We start from the raw sequence: 21,049 nt of genomic DNA on the forward strand, positions 1-21,049 counted from the left end.
GGGGGGCGCTGGCACCACAGAAATCAACCGCACTGATAGCGATCATCGGCAGGGAGGCCGGCATCGATACGGATAAAAAGCGGCGGCGCTGGCCAGGGAGGAGACCGCTGCGCCGCCGAAAAGGGAGGAACACATGCACGAACTGGATTTGCATCTGCCTGCAGAATGAAGGATTGCTCCAGCGGGGTATTGCACCCCTGTGCTGAAAATAGCGCCGCCGTGCTGCCGGTAATGGAATGGTTCCCTGATTCGAGCGGCCATTGGCTCTTGGTTGTCGGGCCATTGGCCGGTAACTTGGCCTTTGAACAGCGTTGGGCCGAAGGGCCTCTTCGCGAGCAAGCTTTGCTCCCACAGGTGTAAACCGCCCCTGAGTCGTACGCCTGTGGGAGCAAAGCTTGCTCGCGAAGAGGCCAGCCGAAGCGACCTGTAAACCCTGCTTGCCTTTGCTCAAGGAACGCCCCATGACCACCCGCCTCAACGCCTTCGACCAACCCATCGGCCCCGACGTCGCGGATTGGACACCACGCCAGCGCCCACCGCGCCAGGTCCTGCAGGGCCGCACTTGCCGGCTCGAACCGCTGAATGTCGAAGCCCATGGCGATTCACTCTATGCCGCCTACTGCGCGCAGACCGATGGCAGCGACTGGACTTACCTGTTCGTCGGCCCCTTCCCCGACGCCGCCAGCTATCGCACTTACCTCGAAGGCGCCGCCGCCAGCGCCGATCCGCAGCACTGGGCCGTGGTCGACCAAGCCAGTGGCAGCGCCGTGGGCACACTGTCGCTGATGCGCATTGACCCCGTGCATGGCGCCATCGAAGTCGGCAACGTGACCTTTTCGCCGCTGATGAAACGCACCCCGGTGTCCACCGAAGCCCAGTTCCTGTTGATGCACTTTGTGTTCGAAACCCTCGGCTACCGCCGCTATGAATGGAAGTGCGACGCCCTCAACGCGCCCTCGCGCCAAGCCGCGTTGCGACTGGGCTTCAGCTTCGAGGGTATTTTCCGCCAGGCCGTCATCTACAAGGGCCGCAGCCGCGACACCGCGTGGTTTTCGATCATCGACAGCGAATGGCCAGCCCGCCGTGCCGCCTTCGAGCGCTGGCTCGCACCGGAAAACTTCGACGCCAGCGGCCAGCAGCGCAGCAGACTTGCGCAATCCTGAATAACGACGATGCTGTTGTGGGAGCGGGTTCTACCCGCGAAGGCGCCGCTGACGACCACACAGAACACCCTTCGCGGGCGCAATCCGCTTCCATACCGCAATCCCTTTTCCTGGAAGAAGAGAGTATCGATTTGAAATTGGCAAACCCCACCCGGACGCTGATCGCATCGTTGTTGATCGTGAGTTGGACCTCGGTGCAAGCCGCCTCGGTAGCACCGGTCGCCGCCGAACACGGCATGGTCGTCACCGCCCAGCACCTGGCCACCGAAGTCGGCGTCGATGTCCTCAAGCACGGCGGCAACGCCGTCGATGCCGCCGTCGCCGTGGCCTATGCACTGGCGGTGGTCTATCCCGCCGCGGGCAATATCGGTGGCGGCGGCTTCATGACCCTGCAACTGGCGGACGGCCGCAAGACCTTTATCGACTTTCGCGAAAAAGCCCCGCTGGCAGCCACCGCCAACATGTACCTGGACAAGGACGGCAAGGTCATCCCCGGGCTGAGCACCGACGGCCACCTCGCGGTCGGCGTGCCGGGCACCGTGTCAGGCATGGAATATGTGCTGCACAAATACGGCACCCAGCCACGGGCCAAACTTATCGCCCCGGCCATCGCCTATGCCGAAAAAGGCTTCGTCCTCGATCAGGGTGACGTCGACATGCTGGGCACCACCACTGCCGACTTTCGCAAGGACAGCAAAGACCTTGCGCCGATTTTCCTGAACCACGGCGAGCCGTTCAAGGTCGGCGAAAAACTGGTGCAGAAGGACCTCGCCAAGACCCTGCGCAGCATCTCCAGCAACGGCGCCGACGGTTTCTATAAAGGGTGGGTGGCCAAGGCCCTGGTGGACTCGAGCAAGGCCGGCGACGGCATCATCACCCAGGCCGATCTGGACAAATACCGTACCCGCGAGCTGCCACCGGTGGAGTGCGACTACCGTGGTTATCACATCGTCTCGGCGCCGCCACCGAGCTCAGGCGGCGTAGTGATCTGCGAAATCATGAACATCCTCGAAGGCTACCCGATGACCGACCTGGGCTATCACTCGGCCCAAGGCATGCACTACCAGATCGAAGCCATGCGCCACGCCTACGTGGACCGCAACAGCTACCTGGGCGACCCGGATTTCGTCAAGAACCCCGTAGCCCATCTGCTCGACAAAAACTACGCCGCCAGCCTGCGCGCCGCCATCGTGCCGAACAAGGCCGGTGTCTCCGCCGAGCTCAAGCCCGGCGTCGCCCCGCACGAAGGCAGCAACACCACCCATTACTCCATCGTCGATAAATGGGGCAACGCCGTGGGGGTCACCTACACGCTCAACAACTGGTTCGGCGCGCGGGTGATGGCGAGCAGCACGGGGGTCATCCTCAACGACGAGATGGACGATTTCACGGTCAAGGTCGGCGTGCCGAACATGTTCGGCCTGGTGCAGGGCGAGGCCAACGCCATCGCCCCGTACAAGACGCCGCTATCGTCCATGAGCCCGACCATCGTCACCAAGGATGGCAAGCCGCTGATGGTGGTCGGCACGCCGGGGGGCAGCCGGATCATCACCGCGACCCTGCTGACCATGCTCAACGTGATCGACTACGGCATGACCATTCAGGAAGCCGTGGATGCGCCGCGCTTCCACCAGCAATGGATGCCGGAGACCACCAACCTGGAGCCGTTCACGGTCAGCGCCGATACGCGCAAGATTCTTGAAAGCTGGGGCCACAAGTTCACCGGCGCACAACCGGCCAACCATGTGGCAGCGATACTGGTAGGGGCACCCGCGCTAGGCGCCAAGCCGGTGGGCGATAACAGGTTCTATGGCGCCAATGACCCACGGCGCAATACGGGCGAGGCGTTGGGGTACTGATCGGATTTTTTGCGCCAGCCAATCCGGCGCCTTCGCCGCCGAACGCGCACCCTTGCTCCCACAGGTACGCAACTGTTGATACTGTGGGAGCAAGGGTGCGCGTTCGGCGGCGAAGAGGCCCGCAAGCCAAAGAGCGAATCAAGCCCCGCAATCAATCCTCAGCGGTCATAGCGCCAGCAGCAGTGCCCGCCCCCATGCCCGTGGTCCGGAAAGATGATGCAGCCACTCAGGCTGCTGAGCATCATCACGGTGGCCAGCATCAGTGCAAATCGACGGTACATGGTAATTCCTCATGGCAGTAATGACGGTGCAGCCCATCAACGTATCGGGCTACACACATTCAACGCCGCTCCCCGGCAAAATCCGTCGGTGCAAAAATAATTATTTTTTCGCGACGGATTGCGCCAGCCTTATGCGTTCAACTCAGCAGCTACGTTCACCGTGAACGCTGCATGAGGAGATGTCATGAGCCTTCTGGCCAAGTTGCGATACGCCCTGATCATTCCCGTGGCCGCCTCCGCGCTGGCAAGCGCGTTGGCAAGTGCACCGGTCCTGGCCCGCGAATATATGCAGCAACCTCCGCCGCCACCGATGCGTGAAGAGCGGGCGCCGATGGATCGCCAAGGCTATGCCTGGGATCGGGGCCACTGGAAGTGGGACGGCCATGCATATTTCTGGTTCCCCGGTCATTGGCAAGAGATGCGCGGCCCGGGTCGTTGGGAACCAGGACATTGGGAAGCACGCGGCCCGCAGTGGTTCTGGGTTGAAGGGCACTGGTTGCGCTGAGAGCCCTGGCACTGAGCGATCACGTGCCGAGCACCCTGGCGATGAACCATTTTGCGCGTTGTTGTCTGTATCGAGGGAGACACACAGAGCGTCTCCCTCCCGCATCTGTGATGCGAGGCTGCCGATCCAGTCAACCGCCCGAGAAACACCCTTTGAACGAACCTGATCCGGACGTCGAGTTGCTGGCCCGTATCGGCCACAACGAACCGGCCGCCATCGAGGAGATGGTCCAGCGCAAGTTGCCCCGCCTGCTTGCGCTGGCCAGCCGCCTGTTGGGCGATGCCGAGGAAGCCAAGGATGTCGCTCAGGAGAGCTTTGTACGAATCTGGAAGCACGCTGCGCATTGGCGGGCCGGCCAGGCACGCTTCGATACCTGGCTGCATCGGGTGACGTTGAACCTGTGCCACGACCGTTTGCGGCGACGCAAGGCGCAGCCACTGGCTGATGAGGACGATACCCGCGAACTGGCCGACACCGCGCCGCGCCCGGACGAACAACTGGAGGCTGCCGCGCAGAGCCACCAGGTCGCCGACGCACTGGCGGCCCTGCCCGACCGTCAGCGTGAGGCCATTGTGTTGCAGTACTATCAGGGGCTATCGAATATCGAAGCGGCAGCGCTGATGAACATCAGCGTCGAAGCGCTGGAAAGCCTGTTGTCACGGGCACGCCGCACGCTGCGCAACACTCTGGCCGCTTACCACGGCGACGCCCGACCAGGAGGGGGACAACGATGACACCGCACCGATTTAGCGAGTTGGCCGAGGCCTATGGCGGTGATCTGCGACGTTGGCCCAGTGCCGAGCGCGACGCTGCGCATGCGCTGTTGGCGAGCGACGACGGCGCGCTGAACGCGGTACTGCGCCAGGCCAGCTGGCTGGACGGGCAGCTCGATCGCCATCCATCGCCAGCCGTGTCGCCACACCTGGTGCACCGGATCGTTGCCGATGCCACGCGAGCGCCTTCCTTCTGGGCTCGATCGTTTTCCTGGCTGTTCGGCGCCAGCTTCGTCGGCGTTGGCCTGGCCGGTGTAGCCGCCGGCATCCTGGTGGCCTCCTTGACCTTGCCGCTGGCGGTGGAACATGAAGCCTTGCCCAATGTATTCGACTCAGGCGATGGCGACGTCGTGCTCAACCTGGATGCTGCCGAGGAAACCCCGCAATGACGGCCCGTCGACGTTTTACCCCGCTGCTCGCGGCATCCTTGCTGCTCAATGTTTTTTTGCTCGGCAGTATCGGCGGTGGCCTGTACCACTGGCGCAATCAGCAAGCAGTGCTCGAGCCGGACCATGCGCATGGCTTGCGCCAGGCCCTGGCCCAACTCCCCGAAGCCAGGCGCCACGAGTTGCGCCTGGCCCTACGCCAGAGCCGCAGCGACAATCAGAATCTTTTGGCCGCTCGCCGCGAGGCACGACAGGCGGTGGTCCAACGCTTGCGTGAGCCACGCCTGGACCGCGAGGCCCTGGACCGCGACCTGAGCAAGGCCCGCGAAGCCGACGGCGCCCTGCGCGCGCAGGTCGACACGCTGCTGGCTGACTTCGCCGGCAACCTCGCGCCGGACGAACGACAGACCCTGGCTCAATCGGTGTACTCGCGGGATGAGTGAAACCTGGGATATCGGGGCTGAATGTTCCGCCCTTTTCGCGGGCAAGCCTTGCTCCTACAGTGGAAGCAGAGCCTAAGCAGTACACCTGTGGGAGCAAGGTTGCACGTTCGGCGGCGAAGAGGCCCGCAAGATTTGTACGGATACCGACGGAATTCCCCAACAGCCGCGTTTAACTCCCGTACACCGCGCTAAAGAGTGCCGGTGACTGTCCACAAGGATCTGCCATGAAGCCGATTTTCCGTGCCACCCTCGCTGCTACCCTGATTGCCGCCTCGCTGGCAGGCTGTGTCGTCGAGCAACCCCGCCCCCACCGTCCACCACCGCCACCGGTTGAAGTCGTGCCGGTCATGCCCGCGCCCGGCCTGCACTGGGTCCCCGGACACTACCGTGAAGGCGAGCGCGACTGGATCTGGGTCCCGGGCCACTGGCGCGAGCGCTAGACCGGTGCCGTGACAACCGGGCGCTATGGCGCCTGGTTCGATCTGGACGCATTCTGCAGGACAACATCGGCAACCCTGTGCCAAATGCGACGCAATCTAACTGAACGCGTCAACAGACTAGGCACTGTCACACGAGTCCCCCATAGTAGAGCGCTCACCCGTGCCCGGAGCTCAATCCGGGCGCGGGCGCTTTATGGAAATGATGGTCACATCCATTTTTCAGGGAACTCTCGAATGCATAAAATCAAGTCATTGCTTGCTGCAATTTCGCTGTGCTCTCCCCTGCTCGCCGCGCCCCTGGTGGCCCAGGCAGCCGACCCGCAAAGCTGTGAAACCGTGCGTTTGTCCAACGTCGGCTGGACCGACATTTCGGTCACCACCGCCAGCACCGCCGCCGTGCTCGAAGCCTTGGGCTACAAGACCACCACGACCTTGCTGGCCGCCTCGGTAACGTTCAAGTCGATGCAAGACGGCAAGATCGACTTCTTCCTCGGCAACTGGATGCCCTCAGGCGTCGATGTCATCGCCCCCTACCTGAAAGCCGGTACCGTCAGTACCGTGCGCGTCAACTTGCAGGGCGCCAAATACACCCTCGCCGTGCCCGACTACGTGTATGACGCCGGCGTGCACAGCTTTGCCGACATCGCCAAGCACAAGAAGGAATTTCGCGGCGAGATCTACGGCATCCAGCCCGGTGGCGGCGGCAACAAGCTGATTCAAGGCCTGATCGACGGCAACAAGTTCGATCTGGGCAGCTTCAAGATGGTGCAGTCCAGCGAAGCCGGCATGCTTTCCCAAGTCGATCGCGCCACCAAGCGCAAGGACTGGATCGTGTTCCTGGGCTGGGAACCGCATCCCATGAACACCCACTACAAGATGAAATACCTCGAGGGTGGCGATGATTCCTTCGGCCCCAACTATGGCGGTGCCACCGTCGAAACCATCGAGCGCAAAGGCTATTCGGCTTCCTGCCCCAACGTCGGCAAACTGCTGACCAACCTCGAATTCAGCCTGCCGATGGAAAACGAGCTGATGGACAAGGTCCTGACCGACAAGAAGAGCCCCGAAGTCGCCGCCCGCGAGTGGATCAAGGCCAATCCGCAGATCCTCGACAAATGGCTGGCCGGGGTGACCACCCTGGATGGTCGGCCAGGCCTGGATATCGCCAAGGCCGCGCTGAGCAAATAAGCCTCCCCCGACCCCGGCCCCCTGCCGGGGTCAGCTGCAGTGCCGTCCTGATGACCGGTCGGCACTGCGATCGAACGTCTGGCGCAGCGCCACCTCACATGCTTATGCGCCCAATTCCGGGCCCAAGCGAGGTGACCATGAAAATCGAAGGCAACGATAGCCAACTCCGCGCGACAGACGACTCCCGCGCACCGGGCAACGTGCAGCTCGAGCCCGAAGAACTGCGAAGCATCCACGAACTGTTCGGCGGCGATGAAGAGATCCCACACGAAGACGACGAGACCGCCGCCGACCCCGAGTTGAGCCATGAGCAGGTCAAAACCCACACCGACAATGCGCTAGAGGACGAAACCAACAGCTCGCTGTATCAAGGCCAGCATCTACCCAAGTAGCCAAGGGCAGGCCGCCTCGCGGCCCTGGCCTTACAACGCTCGCGGCGTCAGCCCGGCGTTGGCAACCGGTGCCGCCGTCGGCACCGTGCGTGGTTCTTTAAGCAGCAGCCAATACGCCAGTGCCGAGCAGGCCGCCACCACCGCGCTGATCACGAAGGCCGATGAAAACGAGCCGCTCTGCTGCACGCTGAAACCGGTCAGGATCGGCGCGATCGAACCGGCCAGGTAGCCGCCGAAATTCTGGATCGAGCCGAACGAGGCGACACGCTCCGAAGGCACGATGGTGTTGACGATCATCCATGCCGTGGCGCTGGAGATGTTGATGAAAAACATCGTCAGGCACAGCAGCACCACACAGGCCACGACATTGGCGACGAAGGCCACGATCAAGGTGAAGAACGCCGCCGCTACCAGGCCGAGGATGACCATCAGCTTGCGGCTGGCCAGCACCTTCATACCGCGCTTGACCAGCCAGTCGCAGGCCTTGCCGGCGAACACCGTGCCGATGGCGCCGAACAGGTAGGCCAGCGACACCACCCAGGCGGTGCGATACAGGTCCAGACCATGCTCGCGCTCGAAATAACCCGGCATCCAGGTCAGGTGCAGCCAGATCATATAGATCACCCCCATGAAGCCCAGAAAAGCCCCCCAGGTATTGCGATCCTTGAACACCGTGGTCCAGGGGATTCGTGGCCGCTTGCTGCGCTGCATCGGTTGCGGCTCGGCGCGCCCGGTGTCGGCCATGTACTGCGCCTTGCTCTTGTAGAAGGCGAACCAGCACAGCGCCAGAACAATACCGATGGCACCGGTGAGGATGAACATCCCGCGCCAGCCCAGATGCACCATGAACAATGTCAACAGCGGAGGGGCCAAGCACGGGCCCATGCACGTCGAGGACCACACCCAGCCCGTGGCGGTGCCGCGCTCCTGAGTATCGAACCACTCCGACAGCGCCTTTGCCGCCGACGGAAACACCGGCGCTTCGCCAATCCCCAGCAGCACGCGCATGCCCAGCAACTGCCCGTAGCCACTGAACAGCCCGAACGCCGCTTGCGCCAGCGACCACAGGATCAGCGAGCCCCCAAGGGCCAGCTTGCTGCCCAGCCGATCGATCAGTGCCCCCAGCGGCAGCTGCGAAAACGCATAGGCCAGGGAAAACGCCGACAGCAGAAAGCCCATTTGCGTCGGGCTGATCAGCAGGTCTTTCTGGATGGAGGTATTGGCGATGGACAGTGCGCTACGGTCGAGGTAGTTCACCACACCGATCATGAAGAGGAAGACGATCGTCATCGTCTGGAAGCTTTTTATTGTTTTCATAAGCGCCTCTGCTGAGCGTTCGATGCCCGGACTCGCACGGTCGGGCACCGGTCACTCTAGAGAGCGCAGTCAGGATTGCCCAATGACATACCCGCATCGATCGATAACCTGGGGTTATCATCGCTGCGCCATCTCTCATCGGCGGCAGCCCTTGCCAGAGGGATCTCCTTAGTCGTGGCATCAACGCAGAACGATAACCAGCCGTTATCAACCATTAAGCATTTCTCATTGGAGATTATCGAACACTCGCACTAGGGTTCATACCGTCACGCCCTTCAAACCAATAACAACAGGGAAACCCCCAGCCCATGAGCCTCGAGCATAAACGCGTCCTCATCACCGCTGCCGCCCAAGGCATCGGCCGGGCATCGGTGTTGGCGTTCCAGCAGGCCGGCGCCCAGGTGATTGCCACCGACCTGCACATCGACAGCCTTCGCGACCTGCCTGGCATCCAGGCACTGACCCTGGATGTGACCCAACCTGCAGCGATCGAATCGGTGCGCGAACAGATCGGCGACATCGACGTACTGTTCAACTGCGCGGGCTATGTGCACAGCGGGGCCTTGCTCGATTGCGACGAGCAAGGCTGGCAGTTTTCCTTCGACCTCAACGTCACCGCCATGTACCGCATGATCCGCGCCTTCCTGCCGGGAATGCTGGCAGCCGGCAGCGGCAGTATCGTCAACATGGCGTCGGTGGCCTCCAGCGTCAAAGGCGTACCCAACCGTTTTGCCTACTCGGCCAGCAAGGCGGCGGTGATCGGCCTGACCAAATCAGTGGCTACCGACTACGTCGCACAGGGCATTCGCTGCAACGCGATCTGCCCCGGCACCGTCGATTCGCCCTCCTTGCGCCAACGTATCGCCACCCAGGCAAAAGCCGAAGGGCGCAGCGAAGACGAGGTGTACCGGGCCTTCGTCGCGCGCCAACCCATGGGCCGCATCGGCACTCCGGAAGAAATCGCCCGACTGGCGCTCTACCTTGCCGACGATGCCAATGCCTACACTACTGGCGGCGTGCACGTCATCGACGGCGGCATGAGCGTCTGACATCTGCTTTGCAACTCCTCTCGTATAGGGAACCCTCTCGATGAAACTGCTGCGTTACGGAAACAAAGGCCAGGAAAAACCCGGCCTGCTCGACAGCCAGGGGCAGATCCGCGATCTGTCCGCCCATGTCAGCGACATCGCCGGCTCCGCCCTCGACCCCGCCAGCCTGGCCACCCTCGCCCGCCTCGACCCAACCAGCCTGCCGCTGGTCACTAGCTCGCCGCGCATCGGCGCCTGCGTGGGGCAGGTCGGCAAATTCATCTGCATCGGCCTCAACTACGCCGACCATGCCGCCGAATCGGGCATGGCGGTGCCCAGCGAGCCGGTGATCTTCAACAAGTGGACCAGCGCCATCAACGGCCCCAACGACGACGTGCAGATCCCCCGCGATTCGAAAAAGACCGACTGGGAAGTCGAACTCGGCGTAGTGATCGGCAAGGGCGGACGCTATATCGACGAGGCCAACGCCCTGGAGCACGTGGCCGGCTACTGTGTGATCAACGATGTATCCGAGCGCGAGTGGCAGCTGGAGCGCGGCGGCACCTGGGACAAGGGCAAGGGCTTCGACACCTTCGGGCCGCTGGGGCCCTGGCTGGTGACCCGCGATGAAATCGCCGATCCGCATCAGCTCAATCTGTGGCTGGAAGTCGACGGCCATCGTTACCAGGACGGCAACACCCGTACCCTGGTGTTCCAGATCCCGGCACTGATCGCCTACCTGAGCCGCTGCATGTCGCTGCAGCCCGGCGATGTCATTTCCACCGGCACGCCACCGGGCGTGGGCATGGGCGTCAAACCCAACGCGGTGTACCTGCGCCCCGGCCAGGAAATTCGCCTGGGTATCGAGGGCCTGGGCGAGCAGCGTCAGCGTACCGTGCAAGCGGATTGACCGCTGCGCCAATGCCAGTCGAGCGCCGTATGGCGCTCGACCACCAGACGACAATAATAAGGAAACCCCATGCGCATCCTGATCACCGGTGGCACCGGCTTCATCGGCAAGCAACTGGCCCAGCGCCTGCTCGATGCCGGGCAATTGAGCCTCGACGAGCAACCCGCACACACCATCGAGCGTATCGTGCTGTTCGACGCCTTCGCGGGTGAAGGTGTGCCCAGCGATCCGCGTATCGAGTTAGTGACCGGCGACATCAGCGACACCGCCACGCTGGCCCAGGTCTGCGAGGGCGTCGATCTGGTCTGGCATCTGGCCGCCGTCGTGAGCTCGGCCGCTGAAGCCGATTTCGAGCTCGGCATGCAGGTCAATCTCTACGGCCTGCTCAACCTGCTGGAAACCTTGCGGCGCCAGGGCCAGAGCCCACGCGTGGTGTATGCCAGCGGCTTTGCGGTGTTCGGCGGTGCCTTGCCGGAGGTGGTCGACGACGATACCGCCCTCACTCCACAGTCCTCCTACGGCATGCAAAAGGCAGTGGGCGAACTGCTGGTCGCGGATTACGCGCGCAAAGGCTTTATCGATGGCCGGGTGCTGCGCCTGCCGACCATCGTCGTGCGCCCCGGCAAGCCGAACAAGGCGGCCTCGACCTTCTTCAGTTCGATCATCCGCGAGCCGTTGGTGGGCGAACCCGCGGTGTGCCCCGTGCGTCCTGACACTCAGGTGTACATCTCGTCGCCGCGCCGCGCCGTGGAGTCGATGCTGCTGGCCATGACCCTGTCGGCCCAGCGCCTGGGCAGCGAGCGCATCATCCCGCTACCAGGACTGACCACCACGGTCGCCGACATGGTCGCCGCCCTCGAACGGGTCGCCGGCCGCGCCGCAGTCGAGTTGATTCGCTGGGAAGCCGACGCCACCATCCAGCGCATCGTCGAAAGCTGGCCCAGCCAGGTCGATGCGCCGCGGGCCCGGGCACTGGGCTTCAAGGCCGATGCCGACTTCGACAGCATCGTGCGCGCACACCTGGAGGACACGGCTCACGCCTAGATCAGCACCCGGTTACAAATCGCCGACCACAACAATAACAACATGAGAACGCGCACCATGAACACACCGCTAGCAGACGTCAGCGACATCGAAAGACAAACCATCAGCCGCGTGACCAAGCGGCTGATCCCGTTCTTGATTCTGCTGTTCGTGGTCGCCTTCCTGGACCGTAACAACGTCGGTTTCGCCGCGCTGAAGATGAACGCCGACATCGGCATCAGCCAGGCGATCTTCGGCCTCGGCGCGGGCATCTTCTTCCTCGGCTATTTCCTCTTCGAAGTGCCCAGCAACGTCATGCTGCATCGCTTCGGCGCGCGGGTGTGGATCGCCCGCATCATGGTCACCTGGGGCATCATCGCCGGGGCCATGGGTTTTCTGCAGACCACCGGGCACTTCATCACCCTGCGCTTTCTGCTGGGTATCGCTGAAGCGGGTTTTTTTCCGGGGGTCATCTACCTGCTCTCGCTGTGGTTCCCGAGCCGCTATCGGGCGCGCATGATCGCCACCTTCTACCTGGGCGTACCCATCGCCCAGGTCATCGGCGGGCCGCTGTCGGTGGGCCTGATTCAACTGGGCGACGCCTACGGCATGGTCGGCTGGCGGTTGATGTATTTCGCCGAAGCGGTGCCGGCGATCATCCTTGGCGTGGTGTGCTACTTCTACCTCACCGATCGCCCGGCCGATGCCCACTGGCTGACCCTGGAGCAACGTACCTGGCTGATGGACACCCTGGAGCGCGAAGAGCGCGCCAAGCCGTTGGTGGTCGGCGTGCAGCCAACCAAGTGGCAAATGGTCAAAAAGGCATTGGGCAATCGTCAGGTGTGGATGCTCGCCTTGGTGTACTTCGGCATCACCTCGGGCTCCAACGCCATGAACTTCTTTTTGCCCAGCGTGCTGCAGTCTTTCCGCGCGTCGTTCGGGCTGGAACTGGGGCTGATGCAGAACGGTTTGATCACGGCCATTCCCTACGCCCTGGCAGCCGTGGCGATGATTCTCTGGAGCCGACGCTCCGACCGCTTGCAGGAGCGTCACTGGCACGCGGGTGGCGCGGCCTTGCTGGCGGCGGTGTCGATCGCGGTGGCGTTGTTGATCAATCAGCCATGGATCATCGTGATTGGTTTCATCCTCCTGGCGGTGGGCGTGTACAGCGCCATCAACGTGTTCTGGGCGGTACCGGGCCAGGTGCTGACCGGGGTCGGCGCGGCGGCGGGGATCGGCTTGATCAACTCCATCGGCAACCTCAGCGGGTTCACCGGGCCGTACCTGACGGGCGTGCTGTACACCACGACCGGGAGCTACACTGCAGGCTTTCTGGTGATCGCGGCATTCGTGGCGGCGGGTGGGCTGGGGATGATCTTCATGCCGCGCAACAAGGTCAGCCTGGACGCGTCGAGTGCTGCTACCGAGCTACCCGAAATCGTGCGCAAGGCGTGATCCTTGCCCACTGCCGATTTGGGCAACCAGGACCGGTCCCTTCGCGAGCAAGCTCTGCTCCCACAGGGTTCGGGCTTGCCATTGCAGTGTGGGAGCAAGGCTTGCCCGCGAAGAGGCCATCCGCATCACCGCGCCATCGATGCCTTTTCGCGAGCAAGCTCCCACAGCATCAGTACCGGCGACTATTGGCAGTCAATGACACACCAACCCCTGCCCCACCTTCAAGCTGTCGATCAGCACTGCATTGCCATGCAGTCCCCAGGCCTGTTCCTGCCCGCCGTCGCGTTGCCAACTGTGCAGTGCGGCGCGCAGGTAGGCCAGGCTCTGGCGGTCGTTGCTGGCCAGGTACACGCGGGCGTCGTCGCTGGCCTTGAGGCGGGTGTCGAGCATGCGGTAGAAGCGCCAGTCCGGTTGCGCCTGGAGGCGTTCGAGGGTATTGCGCTCATCGGCCAGCAGGCTGCAATCGCCGGCCATGAACGCCACCGCCGCGCGGATCGACGATGGATAGATTCGCGCTACGGTGCCCAGCTTCTGCAACGGCGCATTCCACGGGCTGCCTTCGGCCACGCAGACGCTCACGCCCTGCAGGCCGGTTTTCGGCAAGGGCGCATTGCGCAACGCCAACAAACGACCCTCACGGTAGTCGCTGGGCGGCCCGTCCAGCGCCCGGCTCTGGGCCTCCAGAGTGGGCAAGTCGAGGCTGCCGGCGATCAGTACATCGATGCTGCCATCCTTGAGCAGCGCCTGTGGATCGCGGTCCGGCAATGCCCGCAGTTGCACCGGCACCTTCAAGTACGCCGCCAGCGCCCGCGCCAAGGCGCTGTCCATTTCATCCGGTTCGGAGACCAGCGCCTCGCGGCTGTCGGTGGGCCGCGGGTAACTGCGCACGCCCACCCGCAGCACCTGGCGCGCCTGAGCCGCCTGCAACTGCGGGCCCGGCATGACGCTGTGTACATCGGGGGTGCGCTGCAGCCAGACAATGGTCGCGGCCAGCCCCAGCCACAAGGTGGCCGCCAGCGCCCACTGCGGCTTAACCACTGTGTTTCAAGCCTCGCCGCCAACGGGTGAAGCGTCGCTCCAGCAACGCCAGCAGAAAATTCAGCGCCAGGCCTACCAGAGCCAGCAACAGGATACCGGCGTACATGCTCGGGATCTGGAACACCTCCTGAGAGTTGAGCGTCAGGAACCCCAGGCCCGAATGCGCACCGATCATCTCGGCCGCCACCAGTGCGGTGATGCAATAGGCGCCAGCCAGCCGCACGCCGGTAAAAATCGACGGCGAGGCCGAAGGCAGGACGATCTTGAGGAACAGAAAGCGCCGGTTGGCACCCATCGACAGCGCCGAGTTGATCAGCAGCGTATCGACCTGCTTGACGCCACTGATGGTGCTCAACAGGATCGGCCAGAAGCACGCCCAGAAAATAATCGCGATTTTCGAGCCTTCACCAATGCCCAGAAACAGAATGAACACCGGAAACAGCGCCAGCGCCGAGGTCTGCCGAAACAGCTGCAGCAACGGATCAACGATGCTCTCGAGCCGCGTAAACCAACCCATCAGCAAGCCCAGGCCGACGCCGAAGACGATCGCCAATGCCAGCCCCGCCAGGGACCGCAACAGGCTGGCCTCCAGGTGCTTGACCAATTGGCCGTTGGCCGCCAGGTCGAATATCGCTGCCACCACCGCCGACGGTGGGCTGAGGTAGCCCGGGTTGACGATGCCCAGGCGCGGCAAGGCTTCCCATAACAGCAAGAACAGAACGATGCCCAAGCTGCTGTCGAACAGCTTGCGCGAAGACGCTTTGAAACTCATGGATCACACTCCGATGCGATAACCGCCTAATGTCGCCACGCCTTGCCACGACTGTGGCGGCGTGGGCTCGCCGCTGTCTGCGCCATGGGTGACTTCGTCACGCAGAGCCTCCCAGGCGCGCTGGCGCAGCTCGACAAAGGCATGGGTGTTGCGCAGCCCCGGCGCCCGTGGACGCGGCAGGTCGATATCGAAAATTTCCTTGATGCGCCCCGGCCGCTGGGTCATCACCGCCACGCGATCGGACAGAAAGATCGCCTCGTCGAGGCTGTGGGTGATGAACACGATGGTCTTTTTGTACGACTCCCAGATCCGCAGCAACTCGTCCTGCAGGTTTTCGCGGGTCTGCGCATCCAGCGCCGCGAAGGGTTCATCCATCAGCAGCACGTCCGGCTGATAAGCCAGCGAGCGGGCGATCGCCACGCGCTGGCGCATGCCGCCGGACAGTTCGTGGGGGTAACGCGCGGCGAAGCCGTCCAGGCCGACCAGCGACAAGTACTCGCGGGCGCGTTCGAGGCGCTCGCGCTTGCCGACACCGCGAATCTCGAGCCCCACGGCGATGTTGTCGAGCACGTTGCGCCACGGCAGCAAGGCGTAGCCCTGAAACACCACGCCCTGGCTGCGGTTGATGCCTTGCAGCGGCTGGCCGTCGATATCGAGCTGGCCGCCGGTCTTGCGCGTCAACCCGGCCAGAATGTTGAGAAACGTCGACTTGCCGCAACCGGATGGCCCGAGGATCGACAGAAACTCGCCCTCGCGGACCTGCAGGTTGAAATCATCCAGCACCGCCACGCGCTCTTCTCGGCCGGCTTCATCGCGGGCCTGGTAAGCCATCTGCACGCCCGTGGCGACGATCTTGTGAGGTAGCGCAGCATTCATTAAACGGAGGCCTTGGCAAAGGGGTTGAACTGGTTGGTGTAGACGTCCTTGACCTGGATCGAGCCCTTTTTCAGCTTGCCCTCGTTTTCGAGGATATCGATGTAGTACTGGATCGGCGGCTCGGTCACTACCAGGTTGTCGACATAGGCGAAACGCTCCACCAGCTCGAGCTTCATGCCGATGCGTTCAGAGGTGATCTTGCGCGCGTCGTCCGGGTTGGCATTGACCCAGTTGGCCGCACGGGCGATGGCCGATACCACATCGCGGGTGGCCTCAGGGTGTTCGCGCATGAACTTGCCGTACACGCTGTAGGGCGCCATGCCGCCGAGGCCGCCGTCGAGGTCGTAATCGCTCCACAGCTTGCGCAGCGCCGGGTTGTGCTCGGCACCGCCCGAAGCAGGCGGGTGGATGATGGCGATGTCGACGTTGCCGGTGGCCAAGGTCTGCTCGGCCTGGTTGTCGGGAATCACCACCCAGTTGATTTTCTCGACGTTGACGCCCTGCTCGCGCAGGTACTTCTTGGTGACGAACTCGGCGCAGGCACCAAAGCTATTGAAGCCGACGGTTTTGCCTTCCATGTCCTTGGGCTTGAAGATGCCTGAGTCGTTGCGCACGAAATACTTCATGTGCGGCGCTTCCTGCAGGGTCTTGCCGCCAGCGGCGACTACCTTGAGGTCCAGGCCGCTGGCAATCGCCGAAATCACCAAGGGCACCATGCGCGCGCCGAAGTCGATTTCACCGGTGCCGGTCAGCGGTATGACCTGCGGCGCGGCGATCTTGCCGATGTATTTGGGACGCGCGCGGCTGCCGTCGAAGTAACCGAGCGAGTCGGCGACGTAGATCAGGTCGAAGCTGGGGTTGTCCGGGTATTTGAACTCGACGACCTTGTCGCCGACGCTGCCGACCACGGCCGGCGCGCCACTGGCGGTCTTGGCGCCCTTGTCCGCCTTGTCGCAGCCACTGAGGCCCAGGCCCAAGGCGCCAGCGGCGCCCACGACGGCGCAATGTCTGAGGAACAGTCGGCGATTGTTATTCGGCTGCATGGGCGGGGCTCTCTACCTGTCGAGTGATGGTTCGGGTGGGTTGCACGTATCAGGAAGAGCAGGACGCCCCCCTCGACCGGAGGATGATCACGGTTGCAGGTTAGAACCGGAAAGAATATTTAATTATTTATTTATACTCTTTTTCACATTCCGGTTCAGTGAACTCGCCGCCATAAGCTCAGCACTACTGGGTATTTATCGGCCCACCGCGCCGATGGTTACGCTCGCCGCCACTCACTTGCGAGGACGTGCCATGCGCCTGCCATTCAAACTGCTCTCTACCGTGGCGGCAATCGCCGTCGCCAACCAAGCTGGTCCAGGAGCTCTCGCAACGCGAAGGCCTGACCTTGCGCCAACTGGGCAAGCGCTTTGGCGGTAGCCGCTCGCACAGGGTGCTGGCCGGCACCGCCAGCGAGATCGCCGACGACCTGGAGCAATGGTTCAGCGAGCAGGCTTGTGATGGTTTCAACATCATGCCGCCGTACCTGCCGGATGCGCTGACCGAGTTCGTCGATCAAGTGGTCCCGCAGCTGCAAAGGTGCGGACTGTTCCGCCAGGAATACACCGGCACCACGCTGCGCGAACATCTGGGCCTGGAGCGGCCTTGGAGTCAATTTGCCCAACATGAACAACCCTGTAGCGAGGGGTTAGTCCTCCCGCCGTAGCTGACCCAGTCCGCTCAGCGGCAGCGCTCTCGCTACAGGGAAGGGTTATATCCATAGACCCCACAAGCCTTGGACGATCTGCATTTTCGGCATATATATTCAACTGGATATTACCATTTTGCATATCTATCCAGGTTCCGCATGCACCCTCTTCGCCACGGTCTTACCCTCACCCTGCTCGCCAGCGCGCTGCTCAGTGGCTGCGACAAACCCGCCGCCCCAGCCGCCACTGCGCAAGCGTCCACCGAAGCGGCCAAGCCCCATGCAGGCGGCGATGTGTCGTGGGGCATTACCACGGAACCGGTGTGCTTCGACCCGCACCGCTCCGGGCAGCAGAACGCCTTTATCATCATCCGCAACTACGTCGATTCGCTGATCGGCAAGCAGGCCGACGGCAGCTTCGCACCGTGGCTGGCCAAGAGCTGGAGCATTTCCCCGGACGGCCTGCAATATAGCTTCGTGCTGCGTGACGACGTGACCTTCACTGATGGCGAGCCCTTCAATGCCGAGGCGGTGAAAGCCAACCTCGACTACATCAAGGACCCGAAACACACCGCCATCGCCGCTTGGTTCCTCGAGTACTACGACCATACCGAGGTCGTCAACGACCACGAAGTGAAGATCGTCCTCTCGCGTCCGGATTCAGCGATGCTCGAATCGTTGTCCAGCGTCAAACTCGGCTTCCTTGCGCCCAAGACCCTCGACAGCGCGACCGACTCCTGCGCCGGTGGCCCTGGGCTGGTCGGCACCGGGCCGTTCATCTTCCAGAACTACCAGCGCGGCCAGACTGCCCGCTTCGTCAAGAACCCTGACTACAACTGGGGTCCGGCCTACGCCAAGCACACTGGCGCCGCCTACCTGGACTCGGTGACCTACCGCTTCATCCCCGAATATGCAGTGCGTGCCGGCGCCTTGAGCTCCGGTCAGGTCGACTTGATCGAGGGCGTGCAGCCCACCGACATCTCGCTGTTCAAGGACGCCAAGGGCTTTCAGTATCTGGTCGGCCCGTCGGCGGAAACGTCTTTCACTCTGAACATCAACTACACCCACGGCGTCGCTACCGACGTGCGCGTACGCCAGGCACTGCGCGATGGTTTCGATGTCGATGCGCTGGTGAAGAGCCTGTACCTGGGCACGGTTCCCCGCGCGTGGTCCAATATCGGCCCCGACAACCCGGCCTATAACAAAGCGCTGGCAGGTACCTGGGGCAACAAGATCGACGCCGCCAACAAGCTCCTCGACGACGCCGGCTGGACCGGCCGCGATGCCGAGGGCTACCGCACCAAGGACGGCGAGCGCTTGCGCATCGAAGTCGGCTTCCCGCAGCCCTTCGTGCGTGACAACCGCGACGTGCTGATCCAGTCGATCCAGGCTGCGGTGAAGAAGAACATCGGCTTCGACCTCGACCTCAAGATCACCACCGGCGGCGACTGGGCCAAGCGTCGGGTCGATGGCACCTGGAGCATCTACCCCAACACGCTCAACCCGTCCGACACCGCCCTGTCGCTGCGCGATGTGCTCGGCAGTCCGGGTTTCTATAGCGGCGTGCGGGACAAGGCGGATCCGCTGATTCTGGATTTGATCGCCAAGGCGCGGGCCACTTCGGACCTCAAGGCTCGGCAGCCGATTCTGGACAGCATCCAGCAGCGCGCGGTGGACCAGGCCTATCTGATACCGTTGTTTGCGCCGAGTTATCAGATTGCAGCGAAAGATACGCTGCACGGGTTGGGGTTCGAGGCGCAGCTGGATTCGCCTTCCAATTTGTATGATGCGTGGGTGAGTCCGGCGAAGTAATCCGAGTCTACGGTCAGGCGCAAGCCCCACAGGTGCATGACTCATGAAGAGTGTGCACCGTGGGAGCAAAGCTTGCTCGCGAACAGGCCAGCCGACTCACCGCAGAGGTATCATGATCGACCGCAGCGGATCAAAAAGACTCCTTGTACGGCCGCAGATCCAGCTCCTGTGTCCAGGCACTGCGCGGCTGCGAATGCAGATACCAATACGCTTCGGCGATATCCTCAAGCCGCAACGCGATAGCCACCGGCCGAAAAACGCCGTGCCAGCGCCGCGCCCAGCCCTTCAACCGCACCGACACCGGTGATCCAGACGACCCCTTCGGCACCTGTAGACATGGAATTTTTCCTGTAAGAAAGACAGATGTTCCACTCTACTGATTACGCTTGAGCCAGCCCTAGAACTTCGCACGCTAAGGATATAGCCGGGACGATCGGATACCCGCAGACGGGCAAGGTGGCTGTATGGCGTTTTATCCATCGATCTGTATCTGACGCTCGTCGCTGCAGTCTCCTACTATCGCTCGCCACGACCGGACACAGGCAGGGATCAAGATGGCAGACGACATCGAACGGGCAGGTTGGACTTGTAGATCGTTCACACCAGACGACCTGGAAATGATCTGCGAACACCGCGAGCATATGTTCCTCGAAGCCGGTGGCGATCCTGAGACACTGAAAATCATGACCGCGCACTTTCGCCCGTGGCTACAACCGCGGCTCGCCGATGGCCGCTACTATGGCTTCGCCCTGCTCGACGCCGATCGCCCCATCGCCGCCATCGGCCTGATGAGCATCGACTGGCCGCCGCACCCTTCCCATCCCACTGATGACCAGCGCGGCTATGTGCTCAACGTCTTCGTCGAACCCAGCCACCGCCGTCGCGGCCTGGCGTCGGCATTGATGCAACTGGCCGATGCCGAGTTCAAACGCCGGGGATTGAGCTTCGCGATACTGCACGCGACTCAGGTCGGCAAACCGGTGTATGAACGGTTGGGGTGGAAGGGTACGTCGGAGATGGCGAAGGTCATTGCCTGATTCAACCACCGCCATCCATCACGATAAGTCGAGTTTGCCCCGTCAGCATGCGCGCGGTTAACCGTCGGCCGGAATTCGATCACCGCACCGGCGCCGCACTGAACTGCCCTTTCTCCAACGACCGCGCATCATTGCCCGTCGCATCCCGTGCATCCAGGTCGGCGCCCTTTGCCGCCAGCGCATCGAGAATATCCTTGCGCTGAAACAACGCCGCGTACATCGCCGCGGTCTGCCCAGAGCCATTGCGCTCGTCCACCGCGCAATCGGCATTCATCAGCCGGTGCGCGATGCTCAGCTCGCCCTTGAAAATCGCCCCCATCAACGCCGTGTTGCCACGTTTGTCCTGGCTGCACGGATTGGCGCCCGCGTGCAGCAACTGCTCCACTGCGGCCTGCTGGCCGTGGTAGGCGGCAAGGATCAGCGCGGTGTAGCCGTTTTCATCACGGGTATCGAGGTCGTAGTGGGCATCGATAAAGACCCCCAGGCGATCGGTGCTGCCCTCGCGGGCGGCTTCGAAATACAGGGCCTGGAGTTGTTGGCGGGTATCGCCCGCCGGCGCGTCGTCGGCAAAAGCGCTAGACGCCATCAGGCCCACGAACAGGAAAAAAATCAGATCACGCATGGCACATCCCTCACTCGCATTGCGGTCACCGGCCGCGCA

At 62.8% G+C, this 21,049-nt stretch carries 23 protein-coding genes and 1 pseudogene; 16 read left to right on the plus strand and 8 right to left on the minus strand.

All coding sequences use genetic code 11. The features are described from left to right. Nucleotides 1–461: 461 nt before the first annotated feature. Together REH34_RS02430 and ggt are read left to right on the plus strand one after the other, a co-directional pair. A complete protein-coding gene (locus tag REH34_RS02430; protein ID WP_226504651.1) occupies nucleotides 462–1,163 on the plus strand; it encodes a GNAT family N-acetyltransferase in 702 nt (233 codons plus the stop codon). Nucleotides 1,164–1,294: 131 nt separating this feature from the next. Beyond that, nucleotides 1,295–3,022 carry a gamma-glutamyltransferase gene (gene ggt, locus REH34_RS02435; protein WP_226504652.1) on the plus strand — a complete coding sequence of 576 codons (1,728 nt, stop codon included), beginning with the start codon at nucleotides 1,295–1,297 and terminating at the stop codon, nucleotides 3,020–3,022. A 158-nt stretch (nucleotides 3,023–3,180) separates the two neighbouring features. Here ggt and REH34_RS02440 read toward each other — a convergent pair whose 3' ends face one another. Next, the gene (locus REH34_RS02440; RefSeq protein ID WP_260524786.1) at nucleotides 3,181–3,303 is read right to left on the minus strand and encodes a hypothetical protein; all 123 of its coding nucleotides are present in this window, start codon (nucleotides 3,301–3,303) and stop codon (nucleotides 3,181–3,183) included. A 184-nt stretch (nucleotides 3,304–3,487) separates the two neighbouring features. Here REH34_RS02440 and REH34_RS02445 point away from each other — a divergent pair, with 184 nt between their 5' ends. From REH34_RS02445 to REH34_RS02475, 7 genes are all read left to right on the plus strand, one after another. Beyond that, entirely contained in the window at nucleotides 3,488–3,808 is a 321-nt protein-coding gene (locus tag REH34_RS02445; protein WP_226504653.1) for a hypothetical protein, read from the plus strand. A 110-nt stretch (nucleotides 3,809–3,918) separates the two neighbouring features. After that, the gene (locus REH34_RS02450) at nucleotides 3,919–4,542 is read left to right on the plus strand and encodes an RNA polymerase sigma factor (protein WP_226504654.1); all 624 of its coding nucleotides are present in this window, start codon (nucleotides 3,919–3,921) and stop codon (nucleotides 4,540–4,542) included. Continuing rightward, nucleotides 4,539–4,970 carry a hypothetical protein gene (locus tag REH34_RS02455; RefSeq protein ID WP_311970615.1) on the plus strand — a complete coding sequence of 144 codons (432 nt, stop codon included), beginning with the start codon at nucleotides 4,539–4,541 and terminating at the stop codon, nucleotides 4,968–4,970. Before REH34_RS02450 ends, REH34_RS02455 begins: the two co-directional genes overlap by 4 nt. After that, nucleotides 4,967–5,410, plus strand: a complete 444-nt coding sequence (locus tag REH34_RS02460; RefSeq protein ID WP_226504656.1) for a periplasmic heavy metal sensor — start codon at nucleotides 4,967–4,969, stop codon at nucleotides 5,408–5,410. Before REH34_RS02455 ends, REH34_RS02460 begins: the two co-directional genes overlap by 4 nt. Before the next feature lie 224 nt (nucleotides 5,411–5,634). Continuing rightward, complete coding sequence (locus REH34_RS02465; protein ID WP_226504657.1) at nucleotides 5,635–5,850, plus strand: hypothetical protein; 216 nt, start codon at nucleotides 5,635–5,637, stop codon at nucleotides 5,848–5,850. A gap of 234 nt (nucleotides 5,851–6,084) precedes the next feature. Next, nucleotides 6,085–7,038 (plus strand): choline ABC transporter substrate-binding protein, encoded by a 954-nt coding sequence (locus REH34_RS02470; RefSeq protein ID WP_226504658.1) that lies wholly within the window; start codon nucleotides 6,085–6,087, stop codon nucleotides 7,036–7,038. A gap of 137 nt (nucleotides 7,039–7,175) precedes the next feature. Next, nucleotides 7,176–7,430, plus strand: coding sequence for a hypothetical protein (locus REH34_RS02475; protein WP_226504659.1), 255 nt, complete (start codon nucleotides 7,176–7,178; stop codon nucleotides 7,428–7,430). A gap of 30 nt (nucleotides 7,431–7,460) precedes the next feature. On the opposite strand, the gene REH34_RS02480 is transcribed toward REH34_RS02475, so the two are convergent. Beyond that, nucleotides 7,461–8,747 (minus strand): MFS transporter, encoded by a 1,287-nt coding sequence (locus REH34_RS02480; RefSeq protein WP_311970616.1) that lies wholly within the window; start codon nucleotides 8,745–8,747, stop codon nucleotides 7,461–7,463. Nucleotides 8,748–9,055: 308 nt separating this feature from the next. Between REH34_RS02480 and REH34_RS02485 the strand changes: the two genes are divergently transcribed. The 4 genes from REH34_RS02485 (at nucleotide 9,056) to REH34_RS02500 (ending at nucleotide 13,163) form a co-directional block, all read left to right on the plus strand. Then, the gene (locus REH34_RS02485; RefSeq protein ID WP_226504661.1) at nucleotides 9,056–9,796 is read left to right on the plus strand and encodes an SDR family oxidoreductase; all 741 of its coding nucleotides are present in this window, start codon (nucleotides 9,056–9,058) and stop codon (nucleotides 9,794–9,796) included. A gap of 40 nt (nucleotides 9,797–9,836) precedes the next feature. Further along, on the plus strand, nucleotides 9,837–10,685 hold the full coding sequence (locus REH34_RS02490) for an ureidoglycolate lyase (protein ID WP_311970617.1): 849 nt from the start codon (nucleotides 9,837–9,839) through the stop codon (nucleotides 10,683–10,685). Nucleotides 10,686–10,754: 69 nt separating this feature from the next. Beyond that, nucleotides 10,755–11,729 carry a D-erythronate dehydrogenase gene (gene denD, locus REH34_RS02495; protein ID WP_311970618.1) on the plus strand — a complete coding sequence of 325 codons (975 nt, stop codon included), beginning with the start codon at nucleotides 10,755–10,757 and terminating at the stop codon, nucleotides 11,727–11,729. A gap of 57 nt (nucleotides 11,730–11,786) precedes the next feature. Continuing rightward, nucleotides 11,787–13,163 carry an MFS transporter gene (locus REH34_RS02500; RefSeq protein ID WP_226504664.1) on the plus strand — a complete coding sequence of 459 codons (1,377 nt, stop codon included), beginning with the start codon at nucleotides 11,787–11,789 and terminating at the stop codon, nucleotides 13,161–13,163. 192 nt (nucleotides 13,164–13,355) lie between these two features. Here REH34_RS02500 and REH34_RS02505 read toward each other — a convergent pair whose 3' ends face one another. The 4 genes from REH34_RS02505 to REH34_RS02520 are packed head-to-tail and all read right to left on the minus strand — an operon-like array spanning nucleotide 13,356 to nucleotide 16,892. Continuing rightward, nucleotides 13,356–14,201 (minus strand): transporter substrate-binding domain-containing protein, encoded by an 846-nt coding sequence (locus tag REH34_RS02505; protein WP_311970619.1) that lies wholly within the window; start codon nucleotides 14,199–14,201, stop codon nucleotides 13,356–13,358. After that, nucleotides 14,194–14,973, minus strand: a complete 780-nt coding sequence (locus REH34_RS02510) for an ABC transporter permease (protein ID WP_311970620.1) — start codon at nucleotides 14,971–14,973, stop codon at nucleotides 14,194–14,196. The genes REH34_RS02505 and REH34_RS02510 overlap by 8 nt, the downstream gene beginning before the upstream one ends. A 3-nt stretch (nucleotides 14,974–14,976) precedes the next feature. Beyond that, nucleotides 14,977–15,849 (minus strand): ABC transporter ATP-binding protein, encoded by an 873-nt coding sequence (locus REH34_RS02515; protein ID WP_311970621.1) that lies wholly within the window; start codon nucleotides 15,847–15,849, stop codon nucleotides 14,977–14,979. After that, nucleotides 15,849–16,892, minus strand: coding sequence for an ABC transporter substrate-binding protein (locus tag REH34_RS02520; protein ID WP_226504669.1), 1,044 nt, complete (start codon nucleotides 16,890–16,892; stop codon nucleotides 15,849–15,851). Before REH34_RS02520 ends, REH34_RS02515 begins: the two co-directional genes overlap by 1 nt. Before the next feature lie 347 nt (nucleotides 16,893–17,239). On the opposite strand from REH34_RS02520, the gene REH34_RS02525 reads away from it, so the two are divergent. Together REH34_RS02525 and REH34_RS02530 are read left to right on the plus strand one after the other, a co-directional pair. Next, a complete protein-coding gene (locus tag REH34_RS02525) occupies nucleotides 17,240–17,557 on the plus strand; it encodes a hypothetical protein (protein ID WP_311970622.1) in 318 nt (105 codons plus the stop codon). Between the two features lie 141 nt (nucleotides 17,558–17,698). Continuing rightward, nucleotides 17,699–19,351: an ABC transporter substrate-binding protein gene (locus REH34_RS02530; RefSeq protein WP_311970623.1), complete on the plus strand. Its 1,653-nt coding sequence runs from the start codon at nucleotides 17,699–17,701 to the stop codon at nucleotides 19,349–19,351. A gap of 130 nt (nucleotides 19,352–19,481) precedes the next feature. On the opposite strand, the pseudogene REH34_RS02535 reads toward REH34_RS02530, so the two are convergent. Then, nucleotides 19,482–19,586, minus strand: a pseudogene (locus REH34_RS02535) (glucose 1-dehydrogenase); the annotation flags it as partial. Between the two features lie 319 nt (nucleotides 19,587–19,905). On the opposite strand from REH34_RS02535, the gene REH34_RS02540 reads away from it, so the two are divergent. Next, complete coding sequence (locus REH34_RS02540) at nucleotides 19,906–20,388, plus strand: GNAT family N-acetyltransferase (RefSeq protein WP_311970624.1); 483 nt, start codon at nucleotides 19,906–19,908, stop codon at nucleotides 20,386–20,388. Between the two features lie 79 nt (nucleotides 20,389–20,467). Here REH34_RS02540 and REH34_RS02545 read toward each other — a convergent pair whose 3' ends face one another. Next, nucleotides 20,468–21,010, minus strand: a complete 543-nt coding sequence (locus REH34_RS02545) for an ankyrin repeat domain-containing protein (RefSeq protein ID WP_226504675.1) — start codon at nucleotides 21,008–21,010, stop codon at nucleotides 20,468–20,470. Nucleotides 21,011–21,049: the final 39 nt, after the last annotated feature.

Origin of the sequence: Pseudomonas baltica (genome assembly GCF_031880315.1) — a bacterium.
Taxonomy (GTDB): Bacteria; Pseudomonadota; Gammaproteobacteria; order Pseudomonadales; family Pseudomonadaceae; genus Aquipseudomonas.

Excerpts from the sequence above, each read along its gene's own strand:
- REH34_RS02430 (WP_226504651.1), top strand. The coding sequence starts at position 462 with ATGACCACCCGCCTCAACGCCTTCGACCAACCCATCGGCCCCGACGTC.
- REH34_RS02440 (WP_260524786.1), bottom strand. The coding sequence starts at position 3,303 with ATGTACCGTCGATTTGCACTGATGCTGGCCACCGTGATGATGCTCAGC.
- REH34_RS02445 (WP_226504653.1), top strand. The coding sequence starts at position 3,488 with ATGAGCCTTCTGGCCAAGTTGCGATACGCCCTGATCATTCCCGTGGCC.
- REH34_RS02450 (WP_226504654.1), top strand. The coding sequence starts at position 3,919 with ATGCGAGGCTGCCGATCCAGTCAACCGCCCGAGAAACACCCTTTGAAC.
- REH34_RS02455 (WP_311970615.1), top strand. The coding sequence starts at position 4,539 with ATGACACCGCACCGATTTAGCGAGTTGGCCGAGGCCTATGGCGGTGAT.
- REH34_RS02460 (WP_226504656.1), top strand. The coding sequence starts at position 4,967 with ATGACGGCCCGTCGACGTTTTACCCCGCTGCTCGCGGCATCCTTGCTG.
- REH34_RS02465 (WP_226504657.1), top strand. The coding sequence starts at position 5,635 with ATGAAGCCGATTTTCCGTGCCACCCTCGCTGCTACCCTGATTGCCGCC.
- REH34_RS02470 (WP_226504658.1), top strand. The coding sequence starts at position 6,085 with ATGCATAAAATCAAGTCATTGCTTGCTGCAATTTCGCTGTGCTCTCCC.
- REH34_RS02475 (WP_226504659.1), top strand. The coding sequence starts at position 7,176 with ATGAAAATCGAAGGCAACGATAGCCAACTCCGCGCGACAGACGACTCC.
- REH34_RS02480 (WP_311970616.1), bottom strand. The coding sequence starts at position 8,747 with ATGAAAACAATAAAAAGCTTCCAGACGATGACGATCGTCTTCCTCTTC.
- REH34_RS02485 (WP_226504661.1), top strand. The coding sequence starts at position 9,056 with ATGAGCCTCGAGCATAAACGCGTCCTCATCACCGCTGCCGCCCAAGGC.
- REH34_RS02490 (WP_311970617.1), top strand. The coding sequence starts at position 9,837 with ATGAAACTGCTGCGTTACGGAAACAAAGGCCAGGAAAAACCCGGCCTG.
- denD (WP_311970618.1), top strand. The coding sequence starts at position 10,755 with ATGCGCATCCTGATCACCGGTGGCACCGGCTTCATCGGCAAGCAACTG.
- REH34_RS02500 (WP_226504664.1), top strand. The coding sequence starts at position 11,787 with ATGAACACACCGCTAGCAGACGTCAGCGACATCGAAAGACAAACCATC.
- REH34_RS02510 (WP_311970620.1), bottom strand. The coding sequence starts at position 14,973 with ATGAGTTTCAAAGCGTCTTCGCGCAAGCTGTTCGACAGCAGCTTGGGC.
- REH34_RS02515 (WP_311970621.1), bottom strand. The coding sequence starts at position 15,849 with ATGAATGCTGCGCTACCTCACAAGATCGTCGCCACGGGCGTGCAGATG.
- REH34_RS02520 (WP_226504669.1), bottom strand. The coding sequence starts at position 16,892 with ATGCAGCCGAATAACAATCGCCGACTGTTCCTCAGACATTGCGCCGTC.
- REH34_RS02530 (WP_311970623.1), top strand. The coding sequence starts at position 17,699 with ATGCACCCTCTTCGCCACGGTCTTACCCTCACCCTGCTCGCCAGCGCG.
- REH34_RS02540 (WP_311970624.1), top strand. The coding sequence starts at position 19,906 with ATGGCAGACGACATCGAACGGGCAGGTTGGACTTGTAGATCGTTCACA.
- REH34_RS02545 (WP_226504675.1), bottom strand. The coding sequence starts at position 21,010 with ATGCGTGATCTGATTTTTTTCCTGTTCGTGGGCCTGATGGCGTCTAGC.